The sequence below is a fragment of the Isoptericola haloaureus genome (genome assembly GCF_036689775.1).
Taxonomy (GTDB): domain Bacteria; phylum Actinomycetota; class Actinomycetes; order Actinomycetales; family Cellulomonadaceae; genus Isoptericola; species Isoptericola haloaureus.
Genome location: NZ_JBAGLP010000105.1, coordinates 102,419 through 127,789, shown reverse-complemented (window position 1 = coordinate 127,789; position 25,371 = coordinate 102,419). Strand labels below are relative to the sequence as shown.

Here is a 25,371-nt window from a genome sequence, read left to right as displayed (position 1 = left end):
CGTCAGCCTGTCCGACGGCGGCGCCGACCCATCGTCGGGAGCCGGGGTGCGAGACTCGGGCGCGTGGCGACCTTCGAGTACGCGGTCGAGATCGAGCACCTGCTCGTGTCTCCCGAGCACGCCTACTTCGGGCGCCCCCGCGACGGCGCTGCGGACGTGCCGACGTCGGACCGGGACGAGGCGGAGGTCGTCGCCGGGAAGGGGATCGTGGGGGACCGGTTCTTCGGCAAGGCGGCGCACATGGATGCCGCGGTCACGGTGTTCGCCGCCGAGGCGCTCGAGGAGATCGCCCGCGAGCTGGGGACCGGGCCCCTCGACCCGCTGCTGACCCGCCGGAACGTCGTGCTTCGTGGAGCCGAGCTCGCGCCGCTCATCGGGCACGATTTCACGCTCCGGTCCCGGGACGCCGCCGTGACCCTGCACGGCGGCCGCCCGGCGAACCCGTGCGCGTGGATGGACCGCGTGCTGGCGCCGGGCGTGCACGCCGCGATGCGGGGTCGTGGGGGAGTGCGGTGCACACCGGTCTCCGACGGGGTGCTGCGGCGAGGATCTGCGGTGCTGGTCAGCCCCGTTGAGCTGGATCCGTCGCGCGCGGGGGAGGCCGTGCGGCGGCCGCGGCTTCCGTGACGTCCTGACCGGCGACGGCGGACGACCGGGCGTGGCCTGCACGGCGCGGGCTACGCTGGTCCCATGAGCGACTTCCAGGTCAACCGCGCCCCGCAGAACGACGCCCCCGGGGCCATGCTCGGGCGCGTCATCGTCTCCTTCGTGCTCTTCGTCGCGGGGCTGGTCCTCATCGGTGTCGGCGCGGTCGCCGACCCCTCGCTCGCCCCGTTCGTGTTCACCGGCGGCATCGTCGCGGTCGGGCTGGCCTTCGGCCTGCCGATGATCGGCGGCACCGAGCGCTGAACCCGAGCGCTGACCGCACGTCTGCTGTGGGCATGAAATCTGCAGTCCCGAGCCATCCAGAACTGCAGATTTCATGCCCACAGCGGTGAGCGGGTCACGCGACGCTGAGTGGGTCACGCGATGGTGAGCGGGTCAGACGGTGCTCCGCACCTGCTCCACGAACGCGGTCACCCGTGAGGTGAGCCCGGCGATGCGTCGCTCGACGACGGCGGCACGGGCGCCGTCGTCGTCGGCGCCGGCCTCGGCCAGGGTCGGGCGACGCCGCACGTTGCGTGAGCACCGGAAGTCGGTGCAGATCAGCGTGCCGATGGTGTTGCCCTTGCGGCCGGACGCCCCGCCGCGCCGGGCGACGAACATCGCGACGTCGCCGGGGTCGCCGGCGTGCTCGCACCAGGCGCACATCGCGGAGCGCCGGGCGCCGGTCTCGGGGGCGCGCAGGATGATGCCCGTCGGTGCGCCGTCGATCTCGGCGACGACGTAGGCCGCGAGCGGCTGCTTGCGGTCGCGCCAGCCGAGGTACTCGAGGCGGTCCCACCGCTGGCTGTCGAGGTCGGGCGGGAGCAGGCGCTGGCGCTCGCTGCGGGTGGCGTTGACGAGGGCAGCGCGGAGCTGGGTCTCGGTGAGGGGAGTCATGGGTCGGCTTTCGGTGAGCGGGGTCAGGGCAGGCTGGAACCCGGGCCCCGCGCCGACCGGCCGATCCCGGCCGTCAGCGTCGTGGGGCCCGCGGGGCGGCGTCGGCCGAGCAGGCCTCGGCGGCCACCCCGCTCCCTGTGACGCGCTGCATCACTCGCTCCTCGATGTCGGACTCTCCGGTGGCCCACCCGGACGGCGGGCCACCTGCGATCGTCACACAGGCGGCCCGCCGCGTCCAGGCCGTTCTCCCGAGCCGTCGGCCCCGCGAGCGGTCAGAGGCCGGCGCGCACCGTCCGCGCCGCCTCGACGAGGTGCCGCAGCGACGGCTCGACCTCGGCGTACCCGCGGGTCTTGAGCCCGCAGTCGGGGTTGACCCACACCAGCGCCGGGTCGATCGACGACGCCGCGAGGCCGAGCAGCTCGGTGACCTCCGCCGTCGACGGCACCCGGGGGGAGTGGATGTCGTAGACGCCGGGGCCGACGCCGCGGGCGTACCCGGCCTCGTGCAGCTCGGGGACGACCTCCATCCGCGAGCGGGCCGCCTCGATGGAGGTCACGTCGGCGTCGAGGCCGTCGATCGCGCCGATGACCTCGCCGAACTCCGAGTAGCACAGGTGGGTGTGCACCTGGGTCGACGCGGCGGCCCCGGCCGTGGCCAGGCGGAACGACCCCACCGACCACGCCAGGTAGGCGGGCTGGTCCGCGCGCCGCAGCGGCAGCAGCTCGCGCAGCGCCGGCTCGTCCACCTGGACGACGGCGGTCCCGGCGGCCTCGAGGTCGCTCACCTCGTCGCGCAGGGCGAGCGCCACCTGGTTCGCGGTGTCCGCCAGGGGCTGGTCGTCGCGCACGAACGACCAGGCCAGGATCGTCACCGGCCCCGTGAGCATGCCCTTGACCGGCTTCGACGTCAGGGACGCGGCGTACCGGGTCCACTCGACCGTCATCGGCGCCGGGCGGGTCACGTCGCCCCACAGGATCGGCGGGCGTACGCACCGCGACCCGTAGGACTGCACCCAGCCGAGGTCCGTCGTCGCGAACCCGTCGAGCAGCTCGGCGAAGTACTGGACCATGTCGTTGCGCTCCGGCTCGCCGTGCACGAGGACGTCGAGGCCGACGTCCTCCTGCAGCGCGACGACGCGGGCGATCTCCTCGCGCATCGCGGTGCGGTAGGCGTCGTCGGCCAGCTCGCCCTTCGCCCACGCGGACCGGGTCCGGCGGATCTCGGCGGTCTGCGGGAACGACCCGATCGTCGTCGTGGGCAGCAGCGGCAGGTCGAGGCGGTCGCGCTGGGCAGCGACGCGCTCGGTGTGCGCCCCCCGCTCGAAGTCGGCCGGGGTGAGGGCAGCGAGGCGCTCGCGCACGGCGGGGACGACGACGCCGGCCGCGGCGGCGCGGTCGGCCAGCGCGGCGCTCGCCTCGTCGAGCTCGGTGCGCACGGACTCCGGTCCGTCGGCGAGCGCCCGGGCGAGCACGGTGACCTCGACGACCTTCTGGTCGGCGAACGCCAGCCACCGGCGCAGCGCCGGGGTGCGGCCCGCCCGCTCGGCGGCGGGGCCGGACCAGGTCTCGTCGTCGACGTCGTGCGGGACGTGGAGCAGGGACGTCGAGGTGCCCGCGGCGAGCGATCCGGCGCCGAGCCCGCGCAGGGCGTCGAGGGTGCCGAGCCGCGCGGCGAGGTCGGTGCGCCACACGTTGTGCCCGTCGACGACGCCGGCCACGAGGGTCTTGGACGCCAGGCCCGGCACGGTCCCGTCGGGGCCGGACCCGGTGGGCACCGCACCCTTGACCAGGTCGACCGCGATGGCGTCGACGTCGGTCGCGGCCAGCAGGGCCAGGCCGTCGCGGGCCGGGGCACCGTCGGCGCCCTCGGTGGCCAGCCCGCCGAAGGGCGCGGCGACGAGGAGGCGCGGCCGCTCGGGGATGACGTCGAGGGCGTCGTCCGCCGACGCGGGCGCGAGGTCGGTCGCCAGGGCGCGGTAGGCCGACGTGATCGCGGCGTCGATGCGTGCGGGGTCGGCGTCCACGGTGTCCGCCACGAGCACGGGCTCGTCGAGCTGGACCCACGGCACGCCCACGGCGGCCAGCGCCCGCAGCAGCTCGGCGTACGCGGCCACGACGTCGTCGAGCCGGTCGAGCGGGTGGAACCCGTCGCCCGCGTCGTCGGCCGCCTTCGACAGCGCGAGGAACGTCACCGGGCCGACGAGCGTCGGGCGGGTGGTGACGCCGGCCTCCTTGGCCTCGGCGTACTCGCGCACGATGCGGTGGTCGGCGAACGAGATCGGCGTGGACTCGCTGATCTCGGGGACGAGGTAGTGGTAGTTCGTGTCGAACCACTTGGTCATCTCCAGCGGGGCGTCCTCACCACGACCGCGGGCGACGGTGAAGTAGCCGTCCAGGTCGAGGGAACCGTCCTCGTCGTCGATCAGGTCCCGGAACCGGGACGGCACGGCGCCGAGCAGCGCGACGACGTCGAGCACCTGGTCGTAGTACGAGAACGACCCGGGGACGGAGCCGTCGTCCGGGTCGAGCCCGAGGGCGACGAGCCGCTGCACGGTCTCACGGCGCAGCGCGCCGGCGGCGACCTCGAGGTCGACGACGTCGGTGCCGCCGGCCCAGTAGGCCTCGACGGCGCGCTTGAGCTCGCGGCGCCGGCCGATCCGCGGGTAGCCGAGGATCGTGCCGTGGGCGAACGGTGTGGTGTCGGTGGGGGTCGGAGAGGTCATGAGCAGTCCTTTCGCGGGCACGTGGGCGGCCTCTGGGGACGACGGCGCACCCCGGCGTCGCGGTGGGCGGCGCGGGGGAGCGGGACGTCGGCTCAGGGGACGGCCGGTGCGGGGGTCGGGATGCTCGGTACCCACGGCCGGCCGGCCAGGTCTCGGACGTCGGGCGCCGCGTCGTCGGGCGTCGTCGTCCGGCCGCCGAGGTGAACACCCTCGAGCAGGTCCAGAGCGGGGCGGTACTTGTTGAACGTGTACACGTGCAGGCCGGGGGCGCCGGCGTCGAGCACGCGCTGGGCGAGCTCGGTGCCGTACGCGGTCCCGTAGGCGTACTGCGCCTCCGGGTCCGGCCGGGCGTCCAGGGCGTCCAGCAGGTGCTGGGGCGCCTGGACGCCGGTGAGCTCCTCGACACGACGGAGCCGGCGCGGCTCGGTCGTGGGCAGCAGCCCGGCGAGGATCGGGATCGTCACGCCGGCCGTGCGGGCCTCGGCGACGAAGTCGGTGTACGAGTCGGCCTCGTAGAAGAACTGGGTGATGGCGAAGGAGGCGCCGGCCTGCTGCTTCTCCAGCAGGCGGTGCACCTCCTGGGTGCGGGTCGTCCCGGCCTGGACGTTGCCGTCGGGGAAGGTGGCCACCGCGATCGTCAACGGGCGGGCGGCGCCGCGCACGGCGGCGGCCGGGTCCGCGGCGCAGCGGCGGGCCTCGACCTCACGCAGCAGGTGCACGAGCTCCACGGCCGAGTGCACGCCGCCGGCCGGGGGGCGCCAGTCGGGCTGGTCCTGCGGCGGGTCGCCGCGCAGCGCGAGGAACGACCGCACGCCGGCCTCGAGGAACTCGTCGACGACCTCCGAGACGTTCTCCCGCGAGGCGCCCACGCAGGTCAGGTGCGCGATCGGCAGCACCGGAGTGCCGGCCAGCAGGCGGGAGACGACGTCGCGGGCGGTGTCGCGGTCGCCGCCGCCGGCGCCGTAGGTCACCGAGACGAAGTCGGGGCGCGCGGCCACGAGCCGGCGTGCCGTCTCCCAGAACCTGGGTGCGGCGTCGGGCCGCCGCGGCGGCATGAGCTCGAAGCTCACCGTCGGGCGGTACGGGTACGTCGGTGCCTCGGCGACCATGCGTCACTCCATCGGGCCTGGTGTTGAGCACCTTCGTCCTCGGGAGGCTTCCGTCGGAGAACGGGTTGCTGCGGCGTCGTCGAGCCAGGACTCTCGGCCGCTCTGGATGGCTTGTCGTCCGACCCTACGGGGCAGTTCACCTCGCGGACAAGCAATGTCGCATGGTGAGACGAATGTGGTGGGGTGGCTGAACGGGGGGAGGCGACTCAGGGGACGAGCACGACCTTGCCGTCGCTCCGGCCGCTCTCGACCAGCGCGTGGGCGCGTGCCGCGTCGTCGAGCCGCAGGACGTCCCCGAGCGTCGTGGTGAGGTCGCCGCGCGCGAGGGCGGCGACGTCCTCCGCCAGGGCGTCGCGGTCGCGCCGGGCGCCGGAGCTGAAGGTGACCCCGAGGTCGGCCGCCGCCGGGTCGGCGATGGTGACGATGCGCTCCGTCCCGCCGCGCAGCGTGATCGAGTCGGGCAGGACGCCCGCGCCGGAGGTGTCCAGGACCGCGTCGACGCCCGACGGCGCCAGGTCGCGCACCCGCTCGACCAGGCCCGGCCCGTAGGTGGTCGCCGTGGCGCCGACCGTCGTGACCCGCTCCTGCTTCGCCGGCGACGCGGTGCCGATCACCGTCGCACCCCGGCGCCGGGCGAGCTGCACGGCGAGCTCGCCCACCGACCCGGAGGCGCCGTGCACGAGCAGGGTGTCGCCGTCGGCCACCCCGAGCGCGCGCAGCGTGCGGCGTGCCGTCTCCGCCGAGACCGGCACGGTGACGGCCCGGGTCGGGTCGAGGCCGTCCGGGACCGGGGCGAAGGTGGAGGTCAGGGCCAGCTCTGCGTACCCGCCGGTGTCGGCGAACCCGACGACGCGGTCACCGGGCTGCACGCCCGTCACGCCGTCGCCGACGGCTTCCACGACGCCCGCGACCTCCAGACCGGGCACGGCGGGGAACTCCGGCAGGGGGACGCCGGGGATCCGGGCGGCGCGGGTCTTGAGGTCCCAGCCGTTGACGGCGGCTGCCTCGACGCGCACACGGACCTGGCCGGCGGTCGGTTCCGGCGCCGGGACGTCGGCGGGGTGCAGGACCTCGGGTCCGCCGAGCTCGGTGAACACGATCGCACGCACGGGTTCCTCCTGGGGGCTGCGGACGGCAGGTCCGTCGAGCGTCTCACGTCGACGCGACGAGTCGCCGACGGACGAGCGGCCAGGGGCGGCGCCGCAGCGCCGACAGGGCCCGTCGGGCCCTGGGCCGTAGGGTGGGGGCCATGGAACGTGAAGAGCGCCTGGCCGTCTTCCTCGACTACGAGAACCTGGCGCTCGGCGCCCGGGAGCACCTGGGTGGGATGCAGTTCGACTTCGGCCCGATCGCGGACGCCCTGGCGGTGCGTGGCCGGGTGGTCACCCGCCGGGCGTACGCCGACTGGTCGTACTTCGACGAGGACCGGCGGATGCTGACCCGCCACCAGGTCGAGCTCATCGAGATGCCGCAGCGCATGGGCGCCTCGCGCAAGAACGCCGCCGACATCAAGATGGTCGTCGACGCGATCGAGATGGCGTTCGAGCGCGACTACATCACCACGTTCGTCATGTGCACCGGCGACTCCGACTTCTCGCCGCTGGTCACCAAGCTGCGCGAGCTCGACAAGAACGTCATCGGCGTCGGGGTCGAGAAGTCCACCTCCCGCCTGCTGCCGGGTGCCTGCGACGAGTTCCTCTTCTACGACCGCCTCGAGGGCGTCGACGTCCCCGACGAGACCGAGCAGACCTCCCGCAAGAAGTCGTCGGGCAAGCGCTCCGGAGGCTCGACGACGCGTGGTGGCGGACGCCGCAGCACGGCGTCGTCCCCGGCCACCGAGACCGCCGAGGCGCCGGCGTCGGCCGCGAAGAGCCGCAGGAAGAAGACCGAGCCGACCCCGGAGCCCGCGCCCGCACCCGCCGTCGAGCCCGAGCCCGCCCCGGCGCCCGAGGTCGACGAGGACGACACCCCCGCCGTCGAGCCGGCGACCATGGAGGTCAAGGTCGCCCAGACGCTCGCCGGGCTGCAGGCCTCCTCGTCCGGGTCGGTGACCGCCTCCCAGCTCAAGCGCACCCTGGTGCGCAAGGAGCCGACGTTCAGCGAGTCCGACTACGGGTTCCGGACGTTCACCGAGTTCCTGCGGTACCTCGCCGACCGCGACTTCGTCGTCCTCTCCGACGGCCCGTCGTCGGGCGACCCCGTCGTCGAGCTGCCGGCCCAGCCGGACAGCGCGCACGCCTTCGACCTGCTGCGCGTCGTCGTCGGCGAGACCGGGGGCAGCACGCCGCTGTCCGGCCTGAAGAACCTGCTGCGCAAGCAGCGCCCCGACTTCTCGGAGAAGGCGCTCGGCTACCGCGGGTTCCTGCAGTTCTGCAAGGGTGCCGAGGCCGCAGGCGCGGTGCGCCTGGCCTGGGACGACGAGACCGAGGACTACCTCGTCAGCCTGCCCTGACGCCGCGCCGCGAGGTCGGCGCCGAGGGGCGCGGGGAGTCCCTCGGGCACAATGGTCCGGTGACCTACCGCGTCCTGAAGCTCATCCTGTCGCTCCTGGTGTACGTGTTCCTGCGGCCCCAGGTCAACGGGCTGCACAACCTGCCGCGGCGCGGGCCGGTCATCCTCGCGAGCAACCACCTGTCGTTCCTCGACTCGATCATCATCCCGCTCGTGACCCCGCGGCACGTCACCTTCATCGCGAAGGCGGAGTACTGGACCGGCCGGGGGCTCAAGGGCCGGCTCTCGCGGTGGTTCTTCACCACGATGGGCCACGTCCCCGTCGACCGCGAGGACCCGCGCGCGGGGCAGCGCTCCCTGCAGGACGCCCTCGTCGTGCTGCAGCGCGGCGACGCCTTCGGCATCTATCCCGAGGGCACGCGGTCCCGCGACGGTCGCCTGCAGAAGGGGCACACCGGTGTGGCGTGGCTGGCGCTCGCCGGCCCTGCGCCGATCGTGCCCGTGGCGCTGAAGGGGACGGACAAGGTCCAGCCGGTCGGCAAGCGGCTGCCCCGCCCCTACCGCGGGATCCAGGTCGACTTCGGCTCGCCGATCATGCCGCAGCGGCAGCTCCCCGCCGGCATGCGGCCGGCGCAGGCGCGCCGCGAGCTGACGGACGAGGTCATGGCGTCGATCCACGCGATGAGCGGCCAGGAGCTCGACGCCTGACTGACCGGGTCAGCGGTAGCCGTCCCACCGCGGGGAGGGGAACAGGACCTCCTCGAACCGCAGCCACTCGGTGTACATGTCGACGGTGGGCCGGCGGAACGCCCTGACCTGGATGCCGTCCATCGCCTCGATCGACATCTCGACGAGGTCGCGCATGTTCTCCCAGCCGCCCACGGACGGGGGGAGCCGCCACGTCGTCCGTGAGTAGAGCTCCCAGACCTTGGCGGGGCGGTCGGCGAAGTAGTCGTGCGCCGGGTGCTCGGGGGAGATCGACTCGGCGTTGAGTACCGAGTACAGCTGGACGAGCAGCAGGTCGTCGGCGTTGTGGCGGACCAGGAACCGGCAGTAGGCGGGGAACGACACCCCCTCGGGGTGGGTGGCCGCCGGGTCGCCGGAGGCGACGAAGTCGTCCGGGTCGAACCGACGGTCGTAGGCCTGCTCCACGACCAGCGCGAGCAGGCCCTCCTTGGTGCCCACGTAGTGCAGCAGGCCCGCCTCGCTCAGACCCAGCTCCTCGGCCACGGACCGCAGGCTCAGCCCGTGAAAGCCGCGCGCCGCCAGGATCCGCACGGTGGCGTCGATGATCTGCGCGAGCCGTGCCTCGCGCGACAGCCGGGTCCGGGCGCGCGCTGGTTCGTCGGGGCGGGTCACGCAGAGCACGGTACCCGGGGCCCGCCCGTCGCGGTCGTCGAGGACTGCTCCGGGGCGCTTTGACCTACCGACCACTCGGTAGTAATTTGCCATTACCTAGTGATCGCTAGGTAGTGACGGTCGGCTCCCGAGGACGGGGCGCCACGAGGACGCGTCACTCAGGCAGACCGAAGAAGGTAACGATGCAGAGCAGCAACGCGCCGGCGCCGGACGTCGACACCACGGGCCCCCTCGATCCTGCGAGCCTGGCTCCCGACACGGGCCTGCCGGCCGGCCGGGGCCGGATCCTCCGGTTCGGGTCCGGATTCCTCCTGAACGGCGTGCTGTGGGCCGTCGGGCTCGCGATCGTCTCCACCGTCCTGCTGCCGCAGCGCCTCCGTGACGTCGGGTACGACGCCGAGACCGCCGCAGCGCTGTTCGGCACCATCAACGCGGTCGCCGCGGTCGTCTCGCTGGTCGCGAACCTCGTCTTCGGCAACCTGTCCGACCGGACCCGGCTGCCGATGGGCCGCCGCGCCCCGTGGATCGCCGGCGGTGCGGTGCTCGGCGGCGTCTCCCTCGCCCTGACCGGCTTCCTGAACAGCGCCGTGACGATCACCCTCGTCTACGCCGTCGCCATGGTCGGGCTGAACATGATGCTCGCCCCCGCGCTGGCCGTGCTGGCCGACCGGGTCCCGCCGAAGGCACGGGGGACGATGTCGGCCTTCTACGGCACCGGAGTCGCGGTCGGCTACCCGCTCGGCTCGCTCGTGGGAGCGGCCTTCATCTCCTCGACGACCCCCGGGTTCCTCGTCGGTGGCGTCCTCCTCCTCGCCGGCGGTGTCGCGGCCCTCGCGCTGTGGCCCCGGGAGGTGTCCGCCGCGACGCTGCCCCCGGCCGCCGGCGGTCTGCGGGACCTGGTGCGTTCCTTCCGTCCGCCGCGGAACGCCCCGGACTTCTACTGGGCCTTCGCCGGGCGCCTGTTCATGCTGCTCAGCTACCAGATGATCTTCGCCTTCCAGCTGTACATCGCCCAGGACTACCTCGGGCAGACCACCGAGCAGTCCGCCGCGACGATCGCCGTCACCTCGGTCATCGTCCTCGTCGTCTCGCTGCTCGGGTCGGCCGCCGGCGGACCGATCTCCGACCTGCTGCGTCGACGCAAGCTGCCGGTGGTGCTGTCCAGCGTCCTGTTCGCCGTCGGCATCGCCATGCCGTGGCTCCTCCCGACGACGACCGGCCTCTACCTCTTCGCGGGGATCGCCGGGTTCGGCTACGGCGTCTACACCTCGGTGGACCAGGCGCTCAACGTCGACGTGCTCCCGGACCCGGAGACGGCCGGCAAGGACCTCGGCATCCTCAACCTGTCCACGACGCTCGGCCAGACCGCCGGTCCGCTGGTGACCGGCTGGCTGGTCGCCGGGTTCGGCGGGTACGGCGCCGCCTTCCCCGTCTCGATCGCCGCGGCGCTCCTCGGTGCGTTCGCGATCACCCGCATCCGTGCCGTCCGCTGACCTCGACCACGACCCTCTGGAGACACGCACCATGACCACCACGTGGCACACGTCCGACCCGACCGTGCGCTGGCGGGACGCCGGAGCGCCCCGCCCCGGCGCGACGTCGGACAAGGGCCTGACGCTGACGGCCGACCGCGGCCGGGAGCTGCTCGGGTTCGGCGGGACGTTCAACGAGCTCGGCCACCGGGCGATCAGCGCCCTGCCCGCGACGGACCAGGAGCAGGTGTACCGCGAGCTCTTCAGCCCGGAGGAGCTCAACCTGCGGGTCAACCGGTCGCCCGTCGGGGCGAACGACTTCGCGACCGCCTGGTACAGCTACGACGAGACGCCGGGCGACCTGGCGCTCGAGGACTTCTCGGTCGAGCGCGACGAGGAGCGGGTGATCCCGTACATCCGGCAGGCGCAGCGCCACCAGCCCGACATGGTGCTGCACTGCTCCCCGTGGAGCCCGCCGACCTGGATGAAGAACCCGCCCGTGTACAACCACGGCCGGATCGTCACCACGCCGGAGAACCTCGACGCGTACGCCCGGTACTTCGTCCGGTTCGTCCAGGACTACGCCGAGCGCGGCATCCGCGTCGACCAGCTCCACGTGCAGAACGAGGTCTTCGCCGACCAGAAGTTCCCGTCGTGCGTGTGGAGCGCGGAGGACCTGCGCGTCTTCGTCCGCGACCACCTCGGGCCGGCCTTCGAGGCGGCGGGGCTGACGACGAAGATCTTCCTCGGCACCCTGAACGGGCCCGAGGACATGGCCTTCACGGCGTCCGACCAGGTGCTGACCAACTACTCGGGGTACGTCGACCACATCCTGTTCGACGACGACGCCCGCCGCTACGTCGCCGGCGTCGGCTACCAGTGGGCGGGCCAGCACGCGATCGCCCGGACCCACGAGACGTGGCCGGAGCTCGAGCTGATGCAGACCGAGTCCGAGTGCGGGTTCGGGAGGAACAGCTGGCAGGACGCCGAGTACGTGTTCCACCTGGTGCGGCACTACCTGCAGCACGGCGCCACGGGGTACACGTACTGGAACATGGCGCTCGAGCCGGGGGGCCTGAGCACCTGGGGGTGGCCGCAGAACTCGCTGTTCACGATCGACCCGGCCTCGGGCGGGATCGTGCGCAACCCCGAGTACTACGTGCTCAAGCACTACTCGTCGGCAGTCCGCCCCGGCGCCGTGCGGCGCGGGGCCACCGGTCGGTTCGCGGCCCAGGGGTCGGTGTACGAGAACACCGACGGGTCGCTGGCCGTCGTCGTGCAGAACGCGCTCGACCGGCCCGAGGAGTTCTCCTTCTCCGACCCCGAGGACCCGTCGACGGCGTTCACGGCCGAGCTGGCACCGCACTCGCTGAACACGTTCGTCGTGCGTCCGTGACGCCACCGGCGGCCCCGGGTCCGGGGCCGCCGGGAGGACGGCGAGGGCCCGTCCGCCGGGAGCCGCCCGGCGGACGGGCCCTCAGCCGTCGAGCACCCCGGGCAGGCGCCCCAGCCGCTCGGCCAGCACGGCACCGTCGCGGCCCCGGACCACCGGCGTGCCGGGCTCCCCGCCGCCGGCCGGGTCCGCCGTCGTCGGCCCCTCCCCGGTGTGCTCGTGCTCGGCGGCGTCGCTCCCGCTCGCGTGCTCGACCTGCCGGATCGCGACCGCGCACACCCGGTCCGGCCAGCGCTGCACGGCGTCGGCGTAGATCTCCGGGTCGTGCTGCCCGTCGTCGCCCACCAGCAGCCACCGCACGTGCGGGAACCAGGACATGAGCAGGTCGATGCTCGCCCGCTTGTGCTGAGGGCCGCTGCGGAACCACCCCGTCAGGGTCGGCCCCCAGTCGGTCAGCAGCAGCGGGCCGGCCGGGTAGCCGCTGCGCGCCAGGAAGGCCCGCAGGGCCGCGGCCGTGTTCCACGCGCCGTTGGAGACGTAGAAGAACCCGGCGTCCGGGTGCGCCTCCTCCAGCGCACGGTACAGCGCCGCCATCCCCGGCACCGCGCGGCGCGACCCGGCCCGGCGCACGAACGTGTTCCAGGTGGCCAGCAGCGGGCGGGGGACACCGGTGACCAGGGTGGTGTCGTCGATGTCGCTGACGACGCCGAAGCGCGTCGTCCCGTCGAGCACGAGCAGCGGCGCCGGGAGCGAGGGCGCCTCCGCCGACTCCAGGCTCGACAGCACCGCCTCCTGACGACCGGGCGGCAGCGGGTCCTCCTCCGGCAGCGAGAGCTCGAGGTCGATGTACCCCGCCCGGTCGGTGACGCTGTCGACCTCGTGCGTGCCGACGCGGACCCGGACCGGGCTGTCGGGTGCCGGGACCGTGAGGAAGTGCCGGAACCCGCGCCGCAGCGGACGACGGTCGTCCCGCCGCGCCGCGCCGGCCGGACCCAGCAGCACGCGCGCCATCACCCGCACCTTCTCCGGCGTGCCGTACCCCGTGTACACGAGCAGTCGCGGGCGCCAGCCGAGCCGGCGCAGCATCCGTCCCACGACGTCGTAGAAGGCGTCCTCGACGACGGCGGCCAGGTGCGGCCGCTGGGACGGGTGCGCCGTCGGCGCCGCGCGCAGGTCGTGGTGCCGTTCGTGCCCCTCGGATCCGTCCATGGCGACATTCGACCAGGTCGGGAGCGACAGCGCGCGTTGCGCTGCGCCGTCGTCGTGCCGGTGGAACGATCGGCGCATGGATCTCGCCGAGCTCACGAAACCGACCTCCACCTCCCTGCCGCGGACGATCGCCCGGGTCTGGCTCGGGCTGACCCTCGCCGGCGCCGGCGTCTCGCACCTGACCGTCGCCCGGGAGGAGTTCCAGGCCCAGGTGCCGGGCTGGTTCCCCGTCGACGAGGACGTCACGGTGCTCGCCTCGGGCGTGGTGGAGATCGTCGTCGGCGGCTCGCTCGTGGCGCTGTCGCGCTGGAAGGTCGCGGTCGGCCTCGTCGCCGCGGCGTTCTTCGTCGTGATCTTCCCCGGCAACGTCGCCCAGTGGCTCGAGCACAAGGACGGGTTCGGGCTCGACACCGACGCCAAGCGGTTCGGCCGGCTCTTCTTCCAGCCGGTGCTCGTGGCGCTGGCCCTGTGGTCGACCGGCGCCTGGTCGGCGACGCGGCGGGCGCTGGACGACGGCGGTCGCTCCGACGGGTGAGCATCCGCCGCCGTGCCTAGCATGCAGCGATGAGCGACAGCGACCTGCCCGACGGCGAGCACACGACGCCTCCCGGCGTCTCCGACGCCACGGTCGAGGCTCTCGGCGCGCTGAGCGAGGCGTTGGAGACGGTCGAGCGCGCCCGTGGCCACCTGTACACGTTCCACCAGCTCACGGGCGAGGCGGACCTGGCGCTCGGCGCCGCCGTCGACCAGCTCCGCGAGGCCGGGCACGACGACGTCGCGCAGCGGATCGCGGAGGACCTCGTCGGCCGCAACGTGCTGCCGGGCCGGTGGACCTTCCAGATCGTCGAGGACTACGACGACGGGTACTGGGAGGTGTTCCGCGACCACGAGCGGCGTGCCCGCGAGGAGCTCGTCGGAGGCGTCCGGCACCTGGCCGAGGCACGGATGAAGCAGGACCGCCGGACCCCGGGGCGCCCGGGGCACGAGGTGTCACCGGCGGACGTCGAGCCCTAACGGCCGGACGCGACGTCCTGACCGGTGACGACGGGGCACGTGGCCAGGTGGTCGTCGACCAGGCCGCACGCCTGCATCGCGGCGTACGCCGTCGTCGGCCCGAAGAACCGGAAGCCCTCGGACTTCAGTGCCTTGGCCAGGGCCTTCGACTCCGGGGTGGTGGCCGGGACCTCGGAGGGGGACGCCGGCCGCCGGTCGCGCGGCGGCGGCGCGAACGACCAGAACAGCTCGTCCAGGCTCCGGCCGGCGTCGTGCAGCGCGAGGACCGCGCGCCCGTTGGCCACGGTCGCCTCGATCTTGGCACGGTTGCGCACGATCCGGGCGTCGTCCATCAGCCGCTCGACGTCGTCGGGCGTCATCGCGGCCACGGCCCGTGGCTCAAAACCGCCGAACACCTCCCGGAACGCCTCGCGCTTGCGCAGGATCGTCAGCCAGGACAGCCCCGACTGGAACCCCTCCAGCGCGATGCGCTCGAGCAGGGCGGCCTCCCCGTGGACCGGGTGGCCCCACTCGGTGTCGTGGTACGCGGCGTAGAGCGGGTCGTCGTCGCCGAAGCAGCGCGCGGCACGGGGGGCGGGGGAGGCCTCGGTCTCTGTCATGCCCCCAGGGTGCCGTACGCCTCCGACGGCTCGGGCAGGGCACCCCATCCCGCGCTGGCGGCGTGCCACCCCAGCTGGAACCGGGTGCGGACCCCGGCGCGTTCCATCAGGTCGCGCACCCGGCGCTGGACGGTGCGCAGCGACGTGCCGAGGAGGTTGGCGGCGGCCTCGTCGGTGTGCCCGGCCAGCAGCAGCGACAGCAGCCGGGCGTCGGTCTCGTCCACGGCGCCGGCGGCCGGGTGCGTCGCGTCGGCGTGCAGCACCACCGGCACCGCGGTCGCCCACCAGGCCTCGAAGAGCGCGACCAGCCCGGCGAGCAGAGCGCCCGAGCGCACCACGAGGGCGGCCACCGCGGCGCGCTCGCGATCGGCGAGCACGGGCAGGAAGGCGACCTCGCGGTCCACGACGATCATGCGCAGCGGCAGCGTCGTCGTCACCCGCGCCTGCTCGCCGGCGTCCAGCGACGCGGCGAACTCGTCGAGACCCCCCGGGAACTCGTCGAGCATCGCGCGTTCCAGCAGCACCTGGTAGCGCACCCCCCGGGCGACGAGCTGGGACTCGACGGCGTTCTCGTCGGCGCTGGTCACGGCCACGGGGTGCTGGACGAAGGCGAGGACCTCGGAGCGTGCGCCGGCCTGGACCCGTCCGAACCAGCGCGCCACCTCGTCCGGGCCGCGTACGACCTGGACGACGTCGTCCGAGCCGCCCTCGACCCCGGCCAGCCGGTACACCTCCTCGAGCGTGTGCAGCTCGGCCCGGGCCCGGCGGACGGCGCCCTCGTACCCGGCGATCCGTTCCCCGAGGGCCACGGACGGCGGCACGGCGACGAACCGGCGCGACCCCGCGCCGTGCGCACCTCCGGCGAGCCGGGTGGCGAACCCCCGCGACGCCAGCGCGTCCAGCCACGTGCGGACCGGGCCGACCGGGGAGTCCAGGACGGCCGCGAGTCCGCGGGCGTCCGAGGACGAGGTGGCCACCAGGGCCCGGTAGGTGCGCAGGAGGTCGGGGGTCAGCCCGACGGCGGCCTCCAGCAGGTCGGGACCGTGGCCGGGACGTGCGGTGTCGGGCTCCACGCGCCTCTCCGTTCGTCGCGTCGTCGTGCGTCGGCGGGTTCGTGTCATGGCGGGCACCCGCCAACCGGGAGTCATTGTGCCTGCTCCGGGCAACTGGCACTGTCCCGACCACCGATGCCAGACCACACGAAAGGCACCACGATGCGATCACTTGCCCGTGCCGGACTCGCCGCGACCGCGGCGGGCGCCGTGCTCGCGGCCGGAGCCTTCCCCGCCCTGGGTGCGGACGGACCCGGCGCTCCGGACGATCCGACCACGACGACCCTCGTCGACGAGACGACCACCGTCACGCTCGTCACCGGGGACGTCGTGCACGTCTCGCCGACCGGTGACGGCCAGCAGGCCGTCACCGTCGACCCCGCGCCCGGCGCGACCGGACCCGCGCGCACGATGGAGATCGGCGGCGACCTCTACGTGGTGCCCGCCGCGGCCGACCCGTACCTCGCCTCCGGGGCCCTCGACGAGGAGCTCTTCAACGTCACGGGCCTCCTCGAGGACGGGTACGACGACGCGAGCGTGGACGGCCTGCCGGTCATCGCGCAGTACGACACGCGCCTGCGCGGCAAGCCGACCGTGCCGCCGGGCGCGGCGAAGAAGCTCGACCTCGCCTCCGTCGACGGTGCCGCCCTCGTGACGGACAGCGACGAGGCCACCGCGTTCTGGGAGGCGGTCACCGCGGCACCGACCAGCCGCGCGGCGTCCGAGGGCCGCCTCCGTGGCGGCCTGTCGAAGCTCTGGCTCGACGGCCGCATGGAAGCCTCCCTCGACGTCAGCGTGCCGCTCGTCGGCGCTCCGGAGGCGTGGGACGACGGTCACGACGGCACCGGCGCCACGGTCGCCGTGCTGGACACCGGCGTCGACGCCGAGCACCCCGACCTGGCGGACGTCGTCACCCTCACCGAGTCGTTCGTGCCGGGTGAGACGGTCGTGGACGCGCACGGGCACGGGACGCACGTGGCCTCGACGGTCGCCGGGTCCGGCGCCGCGAGCGAGGGTGCGAACACCGGCGTCGCACCGGGTGCCGACGTCGCCGTGGGCAAGGTGCTCGGCGACGACGGCTACGGCCAGGACTCGTGGATCATCGCGGGCATGGAGTGGGCCGCGACGACGGCCGACGCCGACGTGGTCAACATGAGCCTCGGTGACTCCAGCCGGACGGACCAGACGGACCCGATCGCCCAGGCGGTCAACGCGCTGACGGCCGAGACGGACGCGCTGTTCGTCGTCTCCGCCGGCAACTCCGGTGCCGTGGGCACGGTGACCAGCCCGGGCACGGCGGACGCCGCGCTCACGGTCGCGGCGACCGACGACAGCGACCGCCTCGCGTACTTCTCCTCGCGCGGCCCCCGCGGGCTCGACGACGGCCTCAAGCCGGACGTCGCCGCACCGGGCGTCGGCATCAGTGCCGCGCGCTCGCAGTTCTCGTCCGGCTCCGGGGACTACCGTTCGATGAGCGGCACCTCGATGGCGTCCCCGCACGTCGCCGGCGCCGCCGCCATCCTCAAGGCGGCCAACCCCGGGTGGGGTGCGCAGCGGATCAAGGACGCGGTCATGTCGTCCGCCACGCCGCTGGACTACACGCTCTACGAGGTCGGCACCGGCCGGCTCGACGTGCCCGCCGCGCTCGACGGCGTCGACGCCACCGGGTCGGTGTACTTCGGCAAGGTCGCCTGGGGCGACGAGGACCCGGAGCCCCAGACCCGCACCCTCACCTACAGCAACGACACCGACACCGACGTCGAGCTCGACCTGACGTCGACCACCGACGGCGCCGCGGACCTCGTCCGGCTGTCGGAGGCCAGCGTCGTCGTGCCGGCTGGCGGGTCGGTCGACGTCGAGGCCTCGGCCGCGTTCGGCACCGTGCCGGACCCGGGCCACTACCTCGGCGAGGTCGTCGCCACCACCGCGGACGGCACCGTCGTCGCGCGCACCGGCACCGGCCTCACCCGCGAGGACGAGCGCTACGACCTGACGGTCAGCGTGCTCGGCCTCGACGGGGAGCCGCTCCCGGCCGAGGTCATGCTGTATCGGTACGGCACCACGGACTTCACCTACGTGACGCCTGACGAGGAGTCCGGCGAGGGCGTGGTGCGTGTCGCCCCGGGCATCTTCGCCGCGTCCGTCGAGCTGCGCTACGTCGACACCGACGGCACCGACCGCACCTACTGGCTCAACGCGCCGCACCTGGCGGTGACCGACGGCGACGTCGACCTCGTCCTCGACACCCGGGACACGAACCCGGTGCAGCTCGAGACGCCGCGGGCGAGCGCCGAGTACTCGGGTCGCGTCGAATGGTTCCACGACGCCGGTCTCGAGAACACGCCCTACACGACGTTCCTGACGTCGGTCTCCGTCACCCCGGGCGTGGAGGTGTGGACCAACCCCACGGGCGAGGTCGCCGGCGAGAAGTACTCGTTCACCAGCCGGTGGTCACGCACGGCGCCGCTGCTCGACCTGCGGGCCAAGACGCCCGGCTCGGTCGCGCTGGACCCCGTCTACCAGATCGGCAGCAGCCGGCTCGACGGCAAGGTCGACCTCGACGCCGTCGTGCTCTCCACGGGCACGTCCGAGGAGATCGAGGCCGCCGACGTCGAGGGCAAGGCCGTCGTGATCGAGGCCGGCGGGACGACCCCGCTGTACTCCGTGAACCGGGACGCCGCCGCGGCGGGCGCCGCCCTGCTCGTGGTCGTCAACGACGGGCCGGGCACGCTCTACACCTACGCCGGTGCCACCGCCCTGCCCGTGGTCTCGGTGTCGGCCGACGAGGGCGCCGAGCTCCTCGCCGCCGGGTCCGGTCCGCGCTTCCGGGGCACGGCCACGGCGTTCCCGGACTACTCGTACGAGATCGCCCACACCTGGGCCGACGAGCTCCCCGCGGACCTGACGGTCGCCCCGCAGGCCTCGGAGCTCGTGCAGGTCACCGACCGGCTCGCCGACCCGGAGTCGCGGCTCGCGTACATCGGCCGGTACGACTGCCCCGACTACGGGCGGTACTGCTTCGGCGGTGTCACGCCGCGGACCACGGGCGGCGAGACGCTCACGTATCTCTCGGCGCCGGGCGAGTCCTCGGCCTGGTACGCCGAGGTGTCCTCGACCAGCGGCTGGTCGGTGCGCGACGACACCCAGCAGTACGCCCCGGGGGAGCGCACGACGATCGACTGGTTCGGCGTCGCCGCGCCGCACCAGGGGCCGGGCTTCTGGAAGTCGCAGGCGTCCGGCGCCTACTTCCGACTCAACGTGCCGTACGCCAGCAGCAACGGCGACCTGACGGGGACCTTCTCCTCGTCGGGCCGCACGGTGACGACCCGGCTCTACCAGGACGACGAGCTCGTCCGGGAGCGGCCTTCGCAGGCCTTCCAGGGCTGGGTGCCGGAGGTCGAGGGGGCGCACACCTACCGGTACGAGATGGACACGACCCTCGCGCCGGAGACGTGGCCGTACTCGTCGTCGACGTCGACCGCGTGGACGTTCGTCCACGACCAGGCGTCGCCCGAGGGGCTCGTGCCGATCATCTCGCTCGGCTACGACGTGCCCACGGACCTGACCGGCACGATCCCGGCGGGCCACCCGGTGGAGATCGCCGTGACGGCGCACCACGAGGCCGAGGCCGTCGGGACCGGCACCCTCGGTGACGTCGCCGTCGAGGTCTCCTACGACGAGGGGGCGACGTGGTCGCCCGCCGTCACCTCGCCCGACGGCGAGGGCCGGTGGACGCTGGAGCTGGACGCCCCGCGCGGCGCCGACTCGGTGTCGCTGCGGGCCGAGATCCAGGACGACGCCGGCAACGGGGTCACCCAGGAGATCGTCCGGGCCGTCGGCCTGAGCTGATCCCCGCCCGCGCCTGACCTGCCGGCACCTGTCCCGCCGGGACCGAGCGAGCCGGTCCGGTGCACCGTCCCCAGGACGATGCACCGGACCGGCTCGCTCGTCGCCTCCCCGGGGTCACTGCCGTCGTTCGAGGTCAGGCGGCCGAGACCACGAGCGAGGCGCTGTGCCCGCCGAACCCGAAGGCGTCGACCAGGGCGTGCCGCGCCGTCGTCGGCCGCAGCGCGGTCACCACGTCCAGGTCGATCTGCGGGTCGGGCTCCTCGAGGTTGAGGGTCGGGGGCACGGCGCCGTCACGCATCGCGAGCAGTGCGACCAGCGCCCCGAGCGCACCCGAGGCACCCATGAGGTGACCGGTCGAGGCCTTGGTGGCCACCACCGGGGGCGGGGTGCCGAACACGCTGCCCAGCGCCAGCGCCTCGTTGAGGTCGCCCGACGGCGTGGAGGTGGCGTGGGCGTGCACGAGGCCGACGTCGCCCGGGTCCAGATCCGCCGACCGCAGGGCCATGCCGATCGTGCGGGCCTGGTTCCCCGGCTCGCCGCCGACGATGTCGTGGGCGTCGGAGGTCAGGGCGCCGCCGGCGACGGCACCGAGCACCGGTGCTCCGCGGGCCCGCGCGTGCCGCTCGGACTCCAGCACGAGCACGACGCACCCCTCGCCCATGACGAACCCGTCCCGGCCCTGGTCGAACGGGCGGGACGCCTGCTGCGGGGCCTCGTTGCGGGTCGACATCGCCCGTGCCCGGGCGAAGCCGGACAGGCACAGGTCGACGATGCTGGACTCGACCCCGCCGCAGACGACGACGTCGGCGTCCCCGGAGCGGATCATCGCCCGGGCCGTGAGGATGGCCTCGACCCCGGCGGCGCAGGCGCTCACGGGCGCCCGCGCACCGGCCCGGGCGCCGAGGTCGATCGAGGTCCAGGCGGCGGGGCCGTTCGGCATCACCATGGTGATCGCGTGCGGGCTGACCCGGCGGTGCCCGCCGGCGCGGAACAGGTCCTGCTGGGAGACGGTGGTCCCGAAGCCGCCGTTGGCCGTGCCGACGGCCACTCCGAGCCGTTCGGGCTCGACCTCGGGAAAGCCGGCGTGCTCCCACGCCTGGCGGGCCGCGACGACGGCGAGCTGCTCGCTGCGGTCCGTCCGGCGCCGCAGGGCGGTACCGAGGGGATCCGCGAAGGCGTCGTCGACCTCCGCGGCGATGCGCACCGGGATGTCCTGTGCCCAGTCGTACGTCAACCGTCCGACCCCGGAGGTCCCGGCCGTCAGTGCGTGCCACGTCTCCTTGGTGGTCAGGCCGACGGGGGTCACGGCCCCCAGCCCGGTGATCACCGTCTCGTGCACGCGCTCCCAGTCCTCCCTGCCCGTGTCGCGACCGCCGCCCGGCGCAACCTTCTGCCACTGTGCCGCATCCGGGCCGGTTCTGCGGGATGGGGCGTCGGCGCGCCGCTGACCTGCAGTTTTATGGAGGACTGGGCGGGGACGGTGCACCAGAGTCGGCACGCCTCGCCCGCTCCAGCGAGGGCTCAGCCTTCCGCGGTGCGGGCGAACGCCTCGCGGACGTCCTGGCTGAACAGCACGAACCGCACCTCGTCCAGCGCCGCCGGGTTCTCGTCGTCCCAGGCGCGGACGGTGTCGACAGCGATCCGCGCGACCTCGTCGGCGTCCCAGCCGTAGACGCCGGCGCTGACGGCCGGGAACGCGAGGGTGCGGGACTTGGCGTCGGCGGCCAGCCCGAGCGACGTGCGGAAGCACGAGGCGAGCAGCTCCGGGTCGGTCTCGCCCTGGTGACGGTTGGGCCCGACGGTGTGCACGACCCAGTCGGCCGGCAGGTCGAAGCCGGGAGTCACGACGGCGTCGCCCACCCCGAGGCCGTCGGGGAGCGTGGAGCGGCGCAGCGCGCGGCAGGCCTCCAGCAGCCGCGGCCCGGCCGCCGCGTGGATCGCGCCGTCCACCCCGCCGCCGCCCAGCAGCGAGGAGTTGGCGGCGTTGACGATCGCGTCGACCTCGACGGTGGTGATGTCGCCCTGCTCGATGGTGATCTGCACGGGTGCGCCTCCTCGGGTGGGGTCCGTCGTCGACACTCTCGACGGTACGCCCTCGGCCCGGCCCCGGTCAGCGGACGCCGGCCCCGGACCGTCCCTGCAACACCGCCGTGCTTCAATACGGCCATGCACGGGGACACGTCGACGACGGCGGTCCCGCGCCTCCACCTCTCGCTCCTCGGCGGCTTCGTGGCGACGCGAGCCGGAGGCGCCCCGGTGGTCGAACGCTGGCGCCGTCCCCGGGCGCAGACGGTGCTCAAGCTGCTCGCCCTCGCCGACGGACGGCGGATGCACCGGGACGCCGTCGCGGCCGCCTGCTGGCCCGACGCCGACGAGACCGCCGCCCGGCGCAACCTGCGCGTGGCCCTGCACGCCGCCCGCCACGCGGTCGAGCCCGAGCTGCCACCCCGCACGAACTCCTCCTACGTCGTCCAGGACGGCGAGCTCCTGGCGCTGCACCCCGACCTCGTGACCGTCGACGTGCACGACGCCGTCCGTGCGGCGCAGGACGGGCTGCGCGGGGACGCCGACGCCCTGGCCGAGGCCGCGGCGCTGCTGACCCGCGAGCTGCTGCCGGAGGACCGGCACGCCGAGTGGGCGGCGGCGGACCGCCTGCGGCTCTCCGACCTTCGCGACCGTGTCCTGCACGCCGTCGCCGAGGCCCGTCTCGACGCCGGACGGCCGGAGGCTGCCATCACGCCCCTGCTCGACGTGCTGGAGCACGCGCCGGCCGACGAGGCCGCGCACCTCGGTCTCATGCGTGCCCACCTCGCCCTGGGCCACCGCCGACGGGCGCTCGCGCAGTACCACCGGTGCGTGCAGGCCCTGCGCGACGACTTCGGGACCTCGCCCGGGGCCGAGATCGCCGCGCTCTACGCCCGGACGGTCGCCCGGCAGGCCCCGTCGGTGACACCGTCCCCGGGGGCGGAGCCCGACCTGCCGGACGCCGCCCGCGCTCCCGACGCCCGGAGAGGCGTCGACGAGGTGCGGGCGGCGTTGACCCCTGCGCAGCACCGGACGCTCAACCTGGTGCTGGCCCCCGGCCCGCGCGTCACGCTGCTGTCCGGCGAGGCCGGCGTCGGCAAGTCCCGGCTCGCCGCCGCGGCGTCGGACGCGGTGCGCGCGGACGGCGGCACCGTGCTGTGGGGGTCGACCGACGACGCCGTCGTCAAGAGTCCCTACGGGCCGGTCGTCGCCGCCCTCGACGCCCACGTCGCCGCTCTCGACGCCGGGTCCCGGACCGCGGTCGCGACGGAGTACCCCGAGCTGGTCACGCTGCTGCCGACCCTCGGCCCGGGGGCGGAGGCCGTGCCGCGCAGCCGACTGTTCCCGGCGGTGGGCGCTTTCCTCGACGACGTCGCCCGCGGGGTCTCGCTCGTCGTGCTCGAGGACCTGCACGCCGCGGACGTCGGCTCGCTCCACCTGCTGTACCACCTCGCCCGGCGGCCCGGGTCGCGCTGGCGCGTCCTGGCCACGCTGCGCGACGACGAGCCCGGCTCCGCCGAGGAGAGCCGCCAGGTGCTCGACGCGCTCGTCCGGCACGGGCACGGCCGGCGGCTGGAGCTGATGCGGCTCGCCCGCACCGAGTGCGACGCCCTGGTGCGCGAGACCCTCGGCGGGCGGGTCGCGGACCCGCGGACGCTCGACCAGGTCTGGGCGCTCTCGCTGGGCAACCCGATGTTCGCCCTCGAGGTGGCGCGGGCGCTCGCGGACGGTACCGCCGACGACGCCGGGAGCCCCGAGGCCGACGTCCCCGACGTCCCGGCGGGCGTGCTCGACCTCGTCGGTGCGCGGATCGACCGGCTCGACGAGACCGTCCGCAGCGTGCTCGCGGCGGTCGCTGCCCGGCCCGGCACGACCTCGCTGCCGGAGCTGGCGGACGTCGTGCGCGACGGCGTCCATCCCGCCCCCGGCCCCGCCGCGCTGGCCGCGGCGCTCGACCGCGCCGCCGACGCCCGGATGGTCGAGACGCGCAGGACGGTCGTGGCCGGACGCCAGGTGCTCGGCTACGCGATGGCCCACCCGATGACGAGGCTGGTGTGCGCCCGGCGCACGGGCGAGGCGACCCGCCGCGCGATCCACGCCGCCCACCTGGCGACGGTCCGTCACCACCGGCCCGACGCCCTCGACCTGATCGCCTGGCACGCGCTCGGCGCCGAGGACCCCGCCGCGGAGGAGGCGCTGGTGGCCGCCGCGCGCCACGCGTCGAGGGTCGGCGCCCACGACGCCGCGGCCGAGCACCTGCGCCGTGCGCTGTCGCTGCCCGTGCGCAGGCCCGCGGCGCGGCAGGCCGACCTGCTCCTCGAGCTCGCGGTCGAGCAGCGGCTGCTCGCCGAGTACACGGCCGCCGCGGCCACGCTGGAGAGCGCGCTCGACGTCGTCGGGGCCGACGACGGCACGACCCGGCTGCGCGCCGTCGCGATGCTCGCCGAGCTGCACGCCCGCGGTGGACGCCCCGAGGAGGCGGCAGCCCTGCTGGCCGACCACCCGGTCCCGGACCGGGCGGCCACCGGCTCCGCCGCGGAGACGGTCGCCGTCGCCGAGCACCACCTGTCCGCGGCGGTGCTCGCCTTCATGACCGGGCGGTACCCCGACGCCCTCGCGTCCGCACGGGCGGCGGGCGGCCTGGCCCGCCAGGTCGGGGAGACCGGGACGGTCGCCCGGTCCCGGGCGCTGAGCAACGAGGTCACCGCCCTGGTGATGCTCGGGGACCTCACCGCGGCGCGCGACGTCGGCCTCGAGGCGCTCGCGGCCGCCGAGGCCTCGGGCGACGCCGAGCAGCTCACCCGGGTGCTCTCCTCGCTCGCGGAGCTCTCGTCCGCGACCGGCTACCTCACCGAGGCGGTGGCCTACGCCGAGCGGGCCCTCGCCGCGGCCGAGCAGGTCGCCGACCCCACCTCCATCGCCTTCGAGCGGGGCAACCTGGCGCGACTCCTGCACCTGCGGGGACGGACCGCCGACGCCGAACGGCTCGCCCGGGCGGCCGTGGACCTCGTCCGACCGTTCGGGGCCACCTGGTGCCTGCGCTACGTCCTGCTCGGCCTGGCGCAGACGCGCCTGGACCAGGGGGACCCGGACGAGGCCGCGGAGCACCTGCGAGAGGTAGACGGGCTCGGCGTCGGCGGGGACCCGCAGGTGGTGGCCGGGGCGTGCCGGACGCGGGCGGAGCTCGAGCTCGCGCGGGGCAGGGCGGGCGCTGCGCAGGAGATCCTCGACGCCGCCGGGCCGGTCGCCGGCCTCCCCGTCCTGGCACCGGTGCGGGTGCGGGTGCTCGCCGGGCTCGGCCGGCACGACGAGGCGGCGACCGCGGGCGAGGCCGTGCTGTCGACCTGCGTCGACCACGCGGATCGGCTCCTGGAGCTCCGGGTGTCGCTGGCGCTCGCCGAGGCCCGCTGCGCGGCGGGCGACGCACGCGGGGCACGGCGCTACGCGACGGCGGCGCGACAGCTCGCCCGGGCGATGCCGAGTCCTCCGCTGCTCGCCCGTGCCGAGCGTCTGACCTGCGGTGATCGGCCGGGGAACGGCACGGTAACGGCCTCCTCCTAGCCTCCCACCACAC

General features: G+C 74.5%; 20 protein-coding genes and 1 riboswitch. Of the genes, 10 read left to right on the top strand and 10 right to left on the bottom strand.

The window, feature by feature from the left end; translation table 11 throughout:
- Positions 1 to 63 precede the first annotated feature (63 nt).
- Together V5O49_RS02550 and V5O49_RS02545 are read left to right on the top strand one after the other, a co-directional pair.
- On the top strand, positions 64 to 627 hold the full coding sequence (locus V5O49_RS02550) for an MOSC domain-containing protein (RefSeq protein WP_332900860.1): 564 nt from the start codon (positions 64 to 66) through the stop codon (positions 625 to 627).
- Positions 628 to 690: 63 nt separating this feature from the next.
- On the top strand, positions 691 to 909 hold the full coding sequence (locus V5O49_RS02545; RefSeq protein ID WP_332900859.1) for a hypothetical protein: 219 nt from the start codon (positions 691 to 693) through the stop codon (positions 907 to 909).
- 132 nt (positions 910 to 1,041) lie between these two features.
- Here the strand turns inward: V5O49_RS02545 and V5O49_RS02540 are convergent, their stop codons facing one another.
- From V5O49_RS02540 to V5O49_RS02525, 4 genes are all read right to left on the bottom strand, one after another.
- Positions 1,042 to 1,542 (bottom strand): FBP domain-containing protein, encoded by a 501-nt coding sequence (locus tag V5O49_RS02540; RefSeq protein ID WP_332900858.1) that lies wholly within the window; start codon positions 1,540 to 1,542, stop codon positions 1,042 to 1,044.
- A gap of 272 nt (positions 1,543 to 1,814) precedes the next feature.
- Positions 1,815 to 4,265 (bottom strand): 5-methyltetrahydropteroyltriglutamate--homocysteine S-methyltransferase, encoded by a 2,451-nt coding sequence (gene metE, locus V5O49_RS02535; protein ID WP_332900857.1) that lies wholly within the window; start codon positions 4,263 to 4,265, stop codon positions 1,815 to 1,817.
- 92 nt (positions 4,266 to 4,357) lie between these two features.
- The gene (locus V5O49_RS02530; protein ID WP_332900856.1) at positions 4,358 to 5,374 is read right to left on the bottom strand and encodes a methylenetetrahydrofolate reductase; all 1,017 of its coding nucleotides are present in this window, start codon (positions 5,372 to 5,374) and stop codon (positions 4,358 to 4,360) included.
- 5 nt (positions 5,375 to 5,379) lie between these two features.
- A riboswitch (SAM riboswitch) is annotated at positions 5,380 to 5,487 on the bottom strand.
- 93 nt (positions 5,488 to 5,580) lie between these two features.
- Positions 5,581 to 6,483 carry an NADP-dependent oxidoreductase gene (locus V5O49_RS02525; RefSeq protein WP_332900855.1) on the bottom strand — a complete coding sequence of 301 codons (903 nt, stop codon included), beginning with the start codon at positions 6,481 to 6,483 and terminating at the stop codon, positions 5,581 to 5,583.
- 140 nt (positions 6,484 to 6,623) lie between these two features.
- Between V5O49_RS02525 and V5O49_RS02520 the strand changes: the two genes are divergently transcribed.
- Both V5O49_RS02520 and V5O49_RS02515 read left to right on the top strand, forming a co-directional pair.
- Positions 6,624 to 7,826: an NYN domain-containing protein gene (locus V5O49_RS02520; RefSeq protein WP_332900854.1), complete on the top strand. Its 1,203-nt coding sequence runs from the start codon at positions 6,624 to 6,626 to the stop codon at positions 7,824 to 7,826.
- 59 nt (positions 7,827 to 7,885) lie between these two features.
- On the top strand, positions 7,886 to 8,533 hold the full coding sequence (locus tag V5O49_RS02515; protein WP_332900853.1) for a lysophospholipid acyltransferase family protein: 648 nt from the start codon (positions 7,886 to 7,888) through the stop codon (positions 8,531 to 8,533).
- 9 nt (positions 8,534 to 8,542) lie between these two features.
- Here V5O49_RS02515 and V5O49_RS02510 read toward each other — a convergent pair whose 3' ends face one another.
- Complete coding sequence (locus tag V5O49_RS02510) at positions 8,543 to 9,184, bottom strand: TetR/AcrR family transcriptional regulator (RefSeq protein WP_332900852.1); 642 nt, start codon at positions 9,182 to 9,184, stop codon at positions 8,543 to 8,545.
- Positions 9,185 to 9,366: 182 nt separating this feature from the next.
- Between V5O49_RS02510 and V5O49_RS02505 the strand changes: the two genes are divergently transcribed.
- A complete protein-coding gene (locus V5O49_RS02505; RefSeq protein WP_332900851.1) occupies positions 9,367 to 10,677 on the top strand; it encodes an MFS transporter in 1,311 nt (436 codons plus the stop codon).
- Positions 10,678 to 10,708: 31 nt separating this feature from the next.
- The gene (locus V5O49_RS02500; protein ID WP_332900850.1) at positions 10,709 to 12,052 is read left to right on the top strand and encodes a glycoside hydrolase family 30 protein; all 1,344 of its coding nucleotides are present in this window, start codon (positions 10,709 to 10,711) and stop codon (positions 12,050 to 12,052) included.
- A gap of 81 nt (positions 12,053 to 12,133) precedes the next feature.
- Here V5O49_RS02500 and V5O49_RS02495 read toward each other — a convergent pair whose 3' ends face one another.
- The gene (locus V5O49_RS02495; protein ID WP_332900849.1) at positions 12,134 to 13,258 is read right to left on the bottom strand and encodes an App1 family protein; all 1,125 of its coding nucleotides are present in this window, start codon (positions 13,256 to 13,258) and stop codon (positions 12,134 to 12,136) included.
- Positions 13,259 to 13,334: 76 nt separating this feature from the next.
- Here V5O49_RS02495 and V5O49_RS02490 point away from each other — a divergent pair, with 76 nt between their 5' ends.
- Together V5O49_RS02490 and V5O49_RS02485 are read left to right on the top strand one after the other, a co-directional pair.
- Positions 13,335 to 13,793 carry a DoxX family protein gene (locus V5O49_RS02490; RefSeq protein WP_332900848.1) on the top strand — a complete coding sequence of 153 codons (459 nt, stop codon included), beginning with the start codon at positions 13,335 to 13,337 and terminating at the stop codon, positions 13,791 to 13,793.
- A 29-nt stretch (positions 13,794 to 13,822) separates the two neighbouring features.
- Complete coding sequence (locus tag V5O49_RS02485; protein WP_332900847.1) at positions 13,823 to 14,272, top strand: hypothetical protein; 450 nt, start codon at positions 13,823 to 13,825, stop codon at positions 14,270 to 14,272.
- On the opposite strand, the gene V5O49_RS02480 is transcribed toward V5O49_RS02485, so the two are convergent.
- Both V5O49_RS02480 and V5O49_RS02475 read right to left on the bottom strand, forming a co-directional pair.
- On the bottom strand, positions 14,269 to 14,871 hold the full coding sequence (locus V5O49_RS02480) for a DNA-3-methyladenine glycosylase I (RefSeq protein ID WP_332900846.1): 603 nt from the start codon (positions 14,869 to 14,871) through the stop codon (positions 14,269 to 14,271). The genes V5O49_RS02485 and V5O49_RS02480 overlap by 4 nt on opposite strands.
- Positions 14,868 to 15,944 (bottom strand): hypothetical protein, encoded by a 1,077-nt coding sequence (locus V5O49_RS02475; RefSeq protein WP_332900845.1) that lies wholly within the window; start codon positions 15,942 to 15,944, stop codon positions 14,868 to 14,870. Before V5O49_RS02475 ends, V5O49_RS02480 begins: the two co-directional genes overlap by 4 nt.
- A 141-nt stretch (positions 15,945 to 16,085) precedes the next feature.
- Here V5O49_RS02475 and V5O49_RS02470 point away from each other — a divergent pair, with 141 nt between their 5' ends.
- Positions 16,086 to 19,772: a S8 family serine peptidase gene (locus tag V5O49_RS02470; RefSeq protein ID WP_332900844.1), complete on the top strand. Its 3,687-nt coding sequence runs from the start codon at positions 16,086 to 16,088 to the stop codon at positions 19,770 to 19,772.
- Between the two features lie 133 nt (positions 19,773 to 19,905).
- Here the strand turns inward: V5O49_RS02470 and V5O49_RS02465 are convergent, their stop codons facing one another.
- On the bottom strand, positions 19,906 to 21,111 hold the full coding sequence (locus tag V5O49_RS02465) for a beta-ketoacyl-[acyl-carrier-protein] synthase family protein (protein WP_332900843.1): 1,206 nt from the start codon (positions 21,109 to 21,111) through the stop codon (positions 19,906 to 19,908).
- Positions 21,112 to 21,293: 182 nt separating this feature from the next.
- Positions 21,294 to 21,815 (bottom strand): O-acetyl-ADP-ribose deacetylase, encoded by a 522-nt coding sequence (locus V5O49_RS02460; protein ID WP_278235975.1) that lies wholly within the window; start codon positions 21,813 to 21,815, stop codon positions 21,294 to 21,296.
- Positions 21,816 to 21,938: 123 nt separating this feature from the next.
- Between V5O49_RS02460 and V5O49_RS02455 the strand changes: the two genes are divergently transcribed.
- Entirely contained in the window at positions 21,939 to 25,358 is a 3,420-nt protein-coding gene (locus V5O49_RS02455; RefSeq protein ID WP_332900842.1) for an ATP-binding protein, read from the top strand.
- Positions 25,359 to 25,371 lie beyond the last annotated feature (13 nt).

What these genes read in the sequence shown, in the direction of transcription:
- V5O49_RS02545 (WP_332900859.1), top strand. Translation starts at nt 691, where the DNA reads ATGAGCGACTTCCAGGTCAACCGCGCCCCGCAGAACGACGCCCCCGGG.
- V5O49_RS02455 (WP_332900842.1), top strand. Translation starts at nt 21,939, where the DNA reads ATGCACGGGGACACGTCGACGACGGCGGTCCCGCGCCTCCACCTCTCG.
- metE (WP_332900857.1), bottom strand. Translation starts at nt 4,265, where the DNA reads ATGACCTCTCCGACCCCCACCGACACCACACCGTTCGCCCACGGCACG.
- V5O49_RS02520 (WP_332900854.1), top strand. Translation starts at nt 6,624, where the DNA reads ATGGAACGTGAAGAGCGCCTGGCCGTCTTCCTCGACTACGAGAACCTG.
- V5O49_RS02530 (WP_332900856.1), bottom strand. Translation starts at nt 5,374, where the DNA reads ATGGTCGCCGAGGCACCGACGTACCCGTACCGCCCGACGGTGAGCTTC.
- V5O49_RS02485 (WP_332900847.1), top strand. Translation starts at nt 13,823, where the DNA reads ATGAGCGACAGCGACCTGCCCGACGGCGAGCACACGACGCCTCCCGGC.
- V5O49_RS02540 (WP_332900858.1), bottom strand. Translation starts at nt 1,542, where the DNA reads ATGACTCCCCTCACCGAGACCCAGCTCCGCGCTGCCCTCGTCAACGCC.
- V5O49_RS02505 (WP_332900851.1), top strand. Translation starts at nt 9,367, where the DNA reads ATGCAGAGCAGCAACGCGCCGGCGCCGGACGTCGACACCACGGGCCCC.
- V5O49_RS02495 (WP_332900849.1), bottom strand. Translation starts at nt 13,258, where the DNA reads ATGGACGGATCCGAGGGGCACGAACGGCACCACGACCTGCGCGCGGCG.
- V5O49_RS02470 (WP_332900844.1), top strand. Translation starts at nt 16,086, where the DNA reads ATGCGATCACTTGCCCGTGCCGGACTCGCCGCGACCGCGGCGGGCGCC.
- V5O49_RS02500 (WP_332900850.1), top strand. Translation starts at nt 10,709, where the DNA reads ATGACCACCACGTGGCACACGTCCGACCCGACCGTGCGCTGGCGGGAC.
- V5O49_RS02490 (WP_332900848.1), top strand. Translation starts at nt 13,335, where the DNA reads ATGGATCTCGCCGAGCTCACGAAACCGACCTCCACCTCCCTGCCGCGG.
- V5O49_RS02480 (WP_332900846.1), bottom strand. Translation starts at nt 14,871, where the DNA reads ATGACAGAGACCGAGGCCTCCCCCGCCCCCCGTGCCGCGCGCTGCTTC.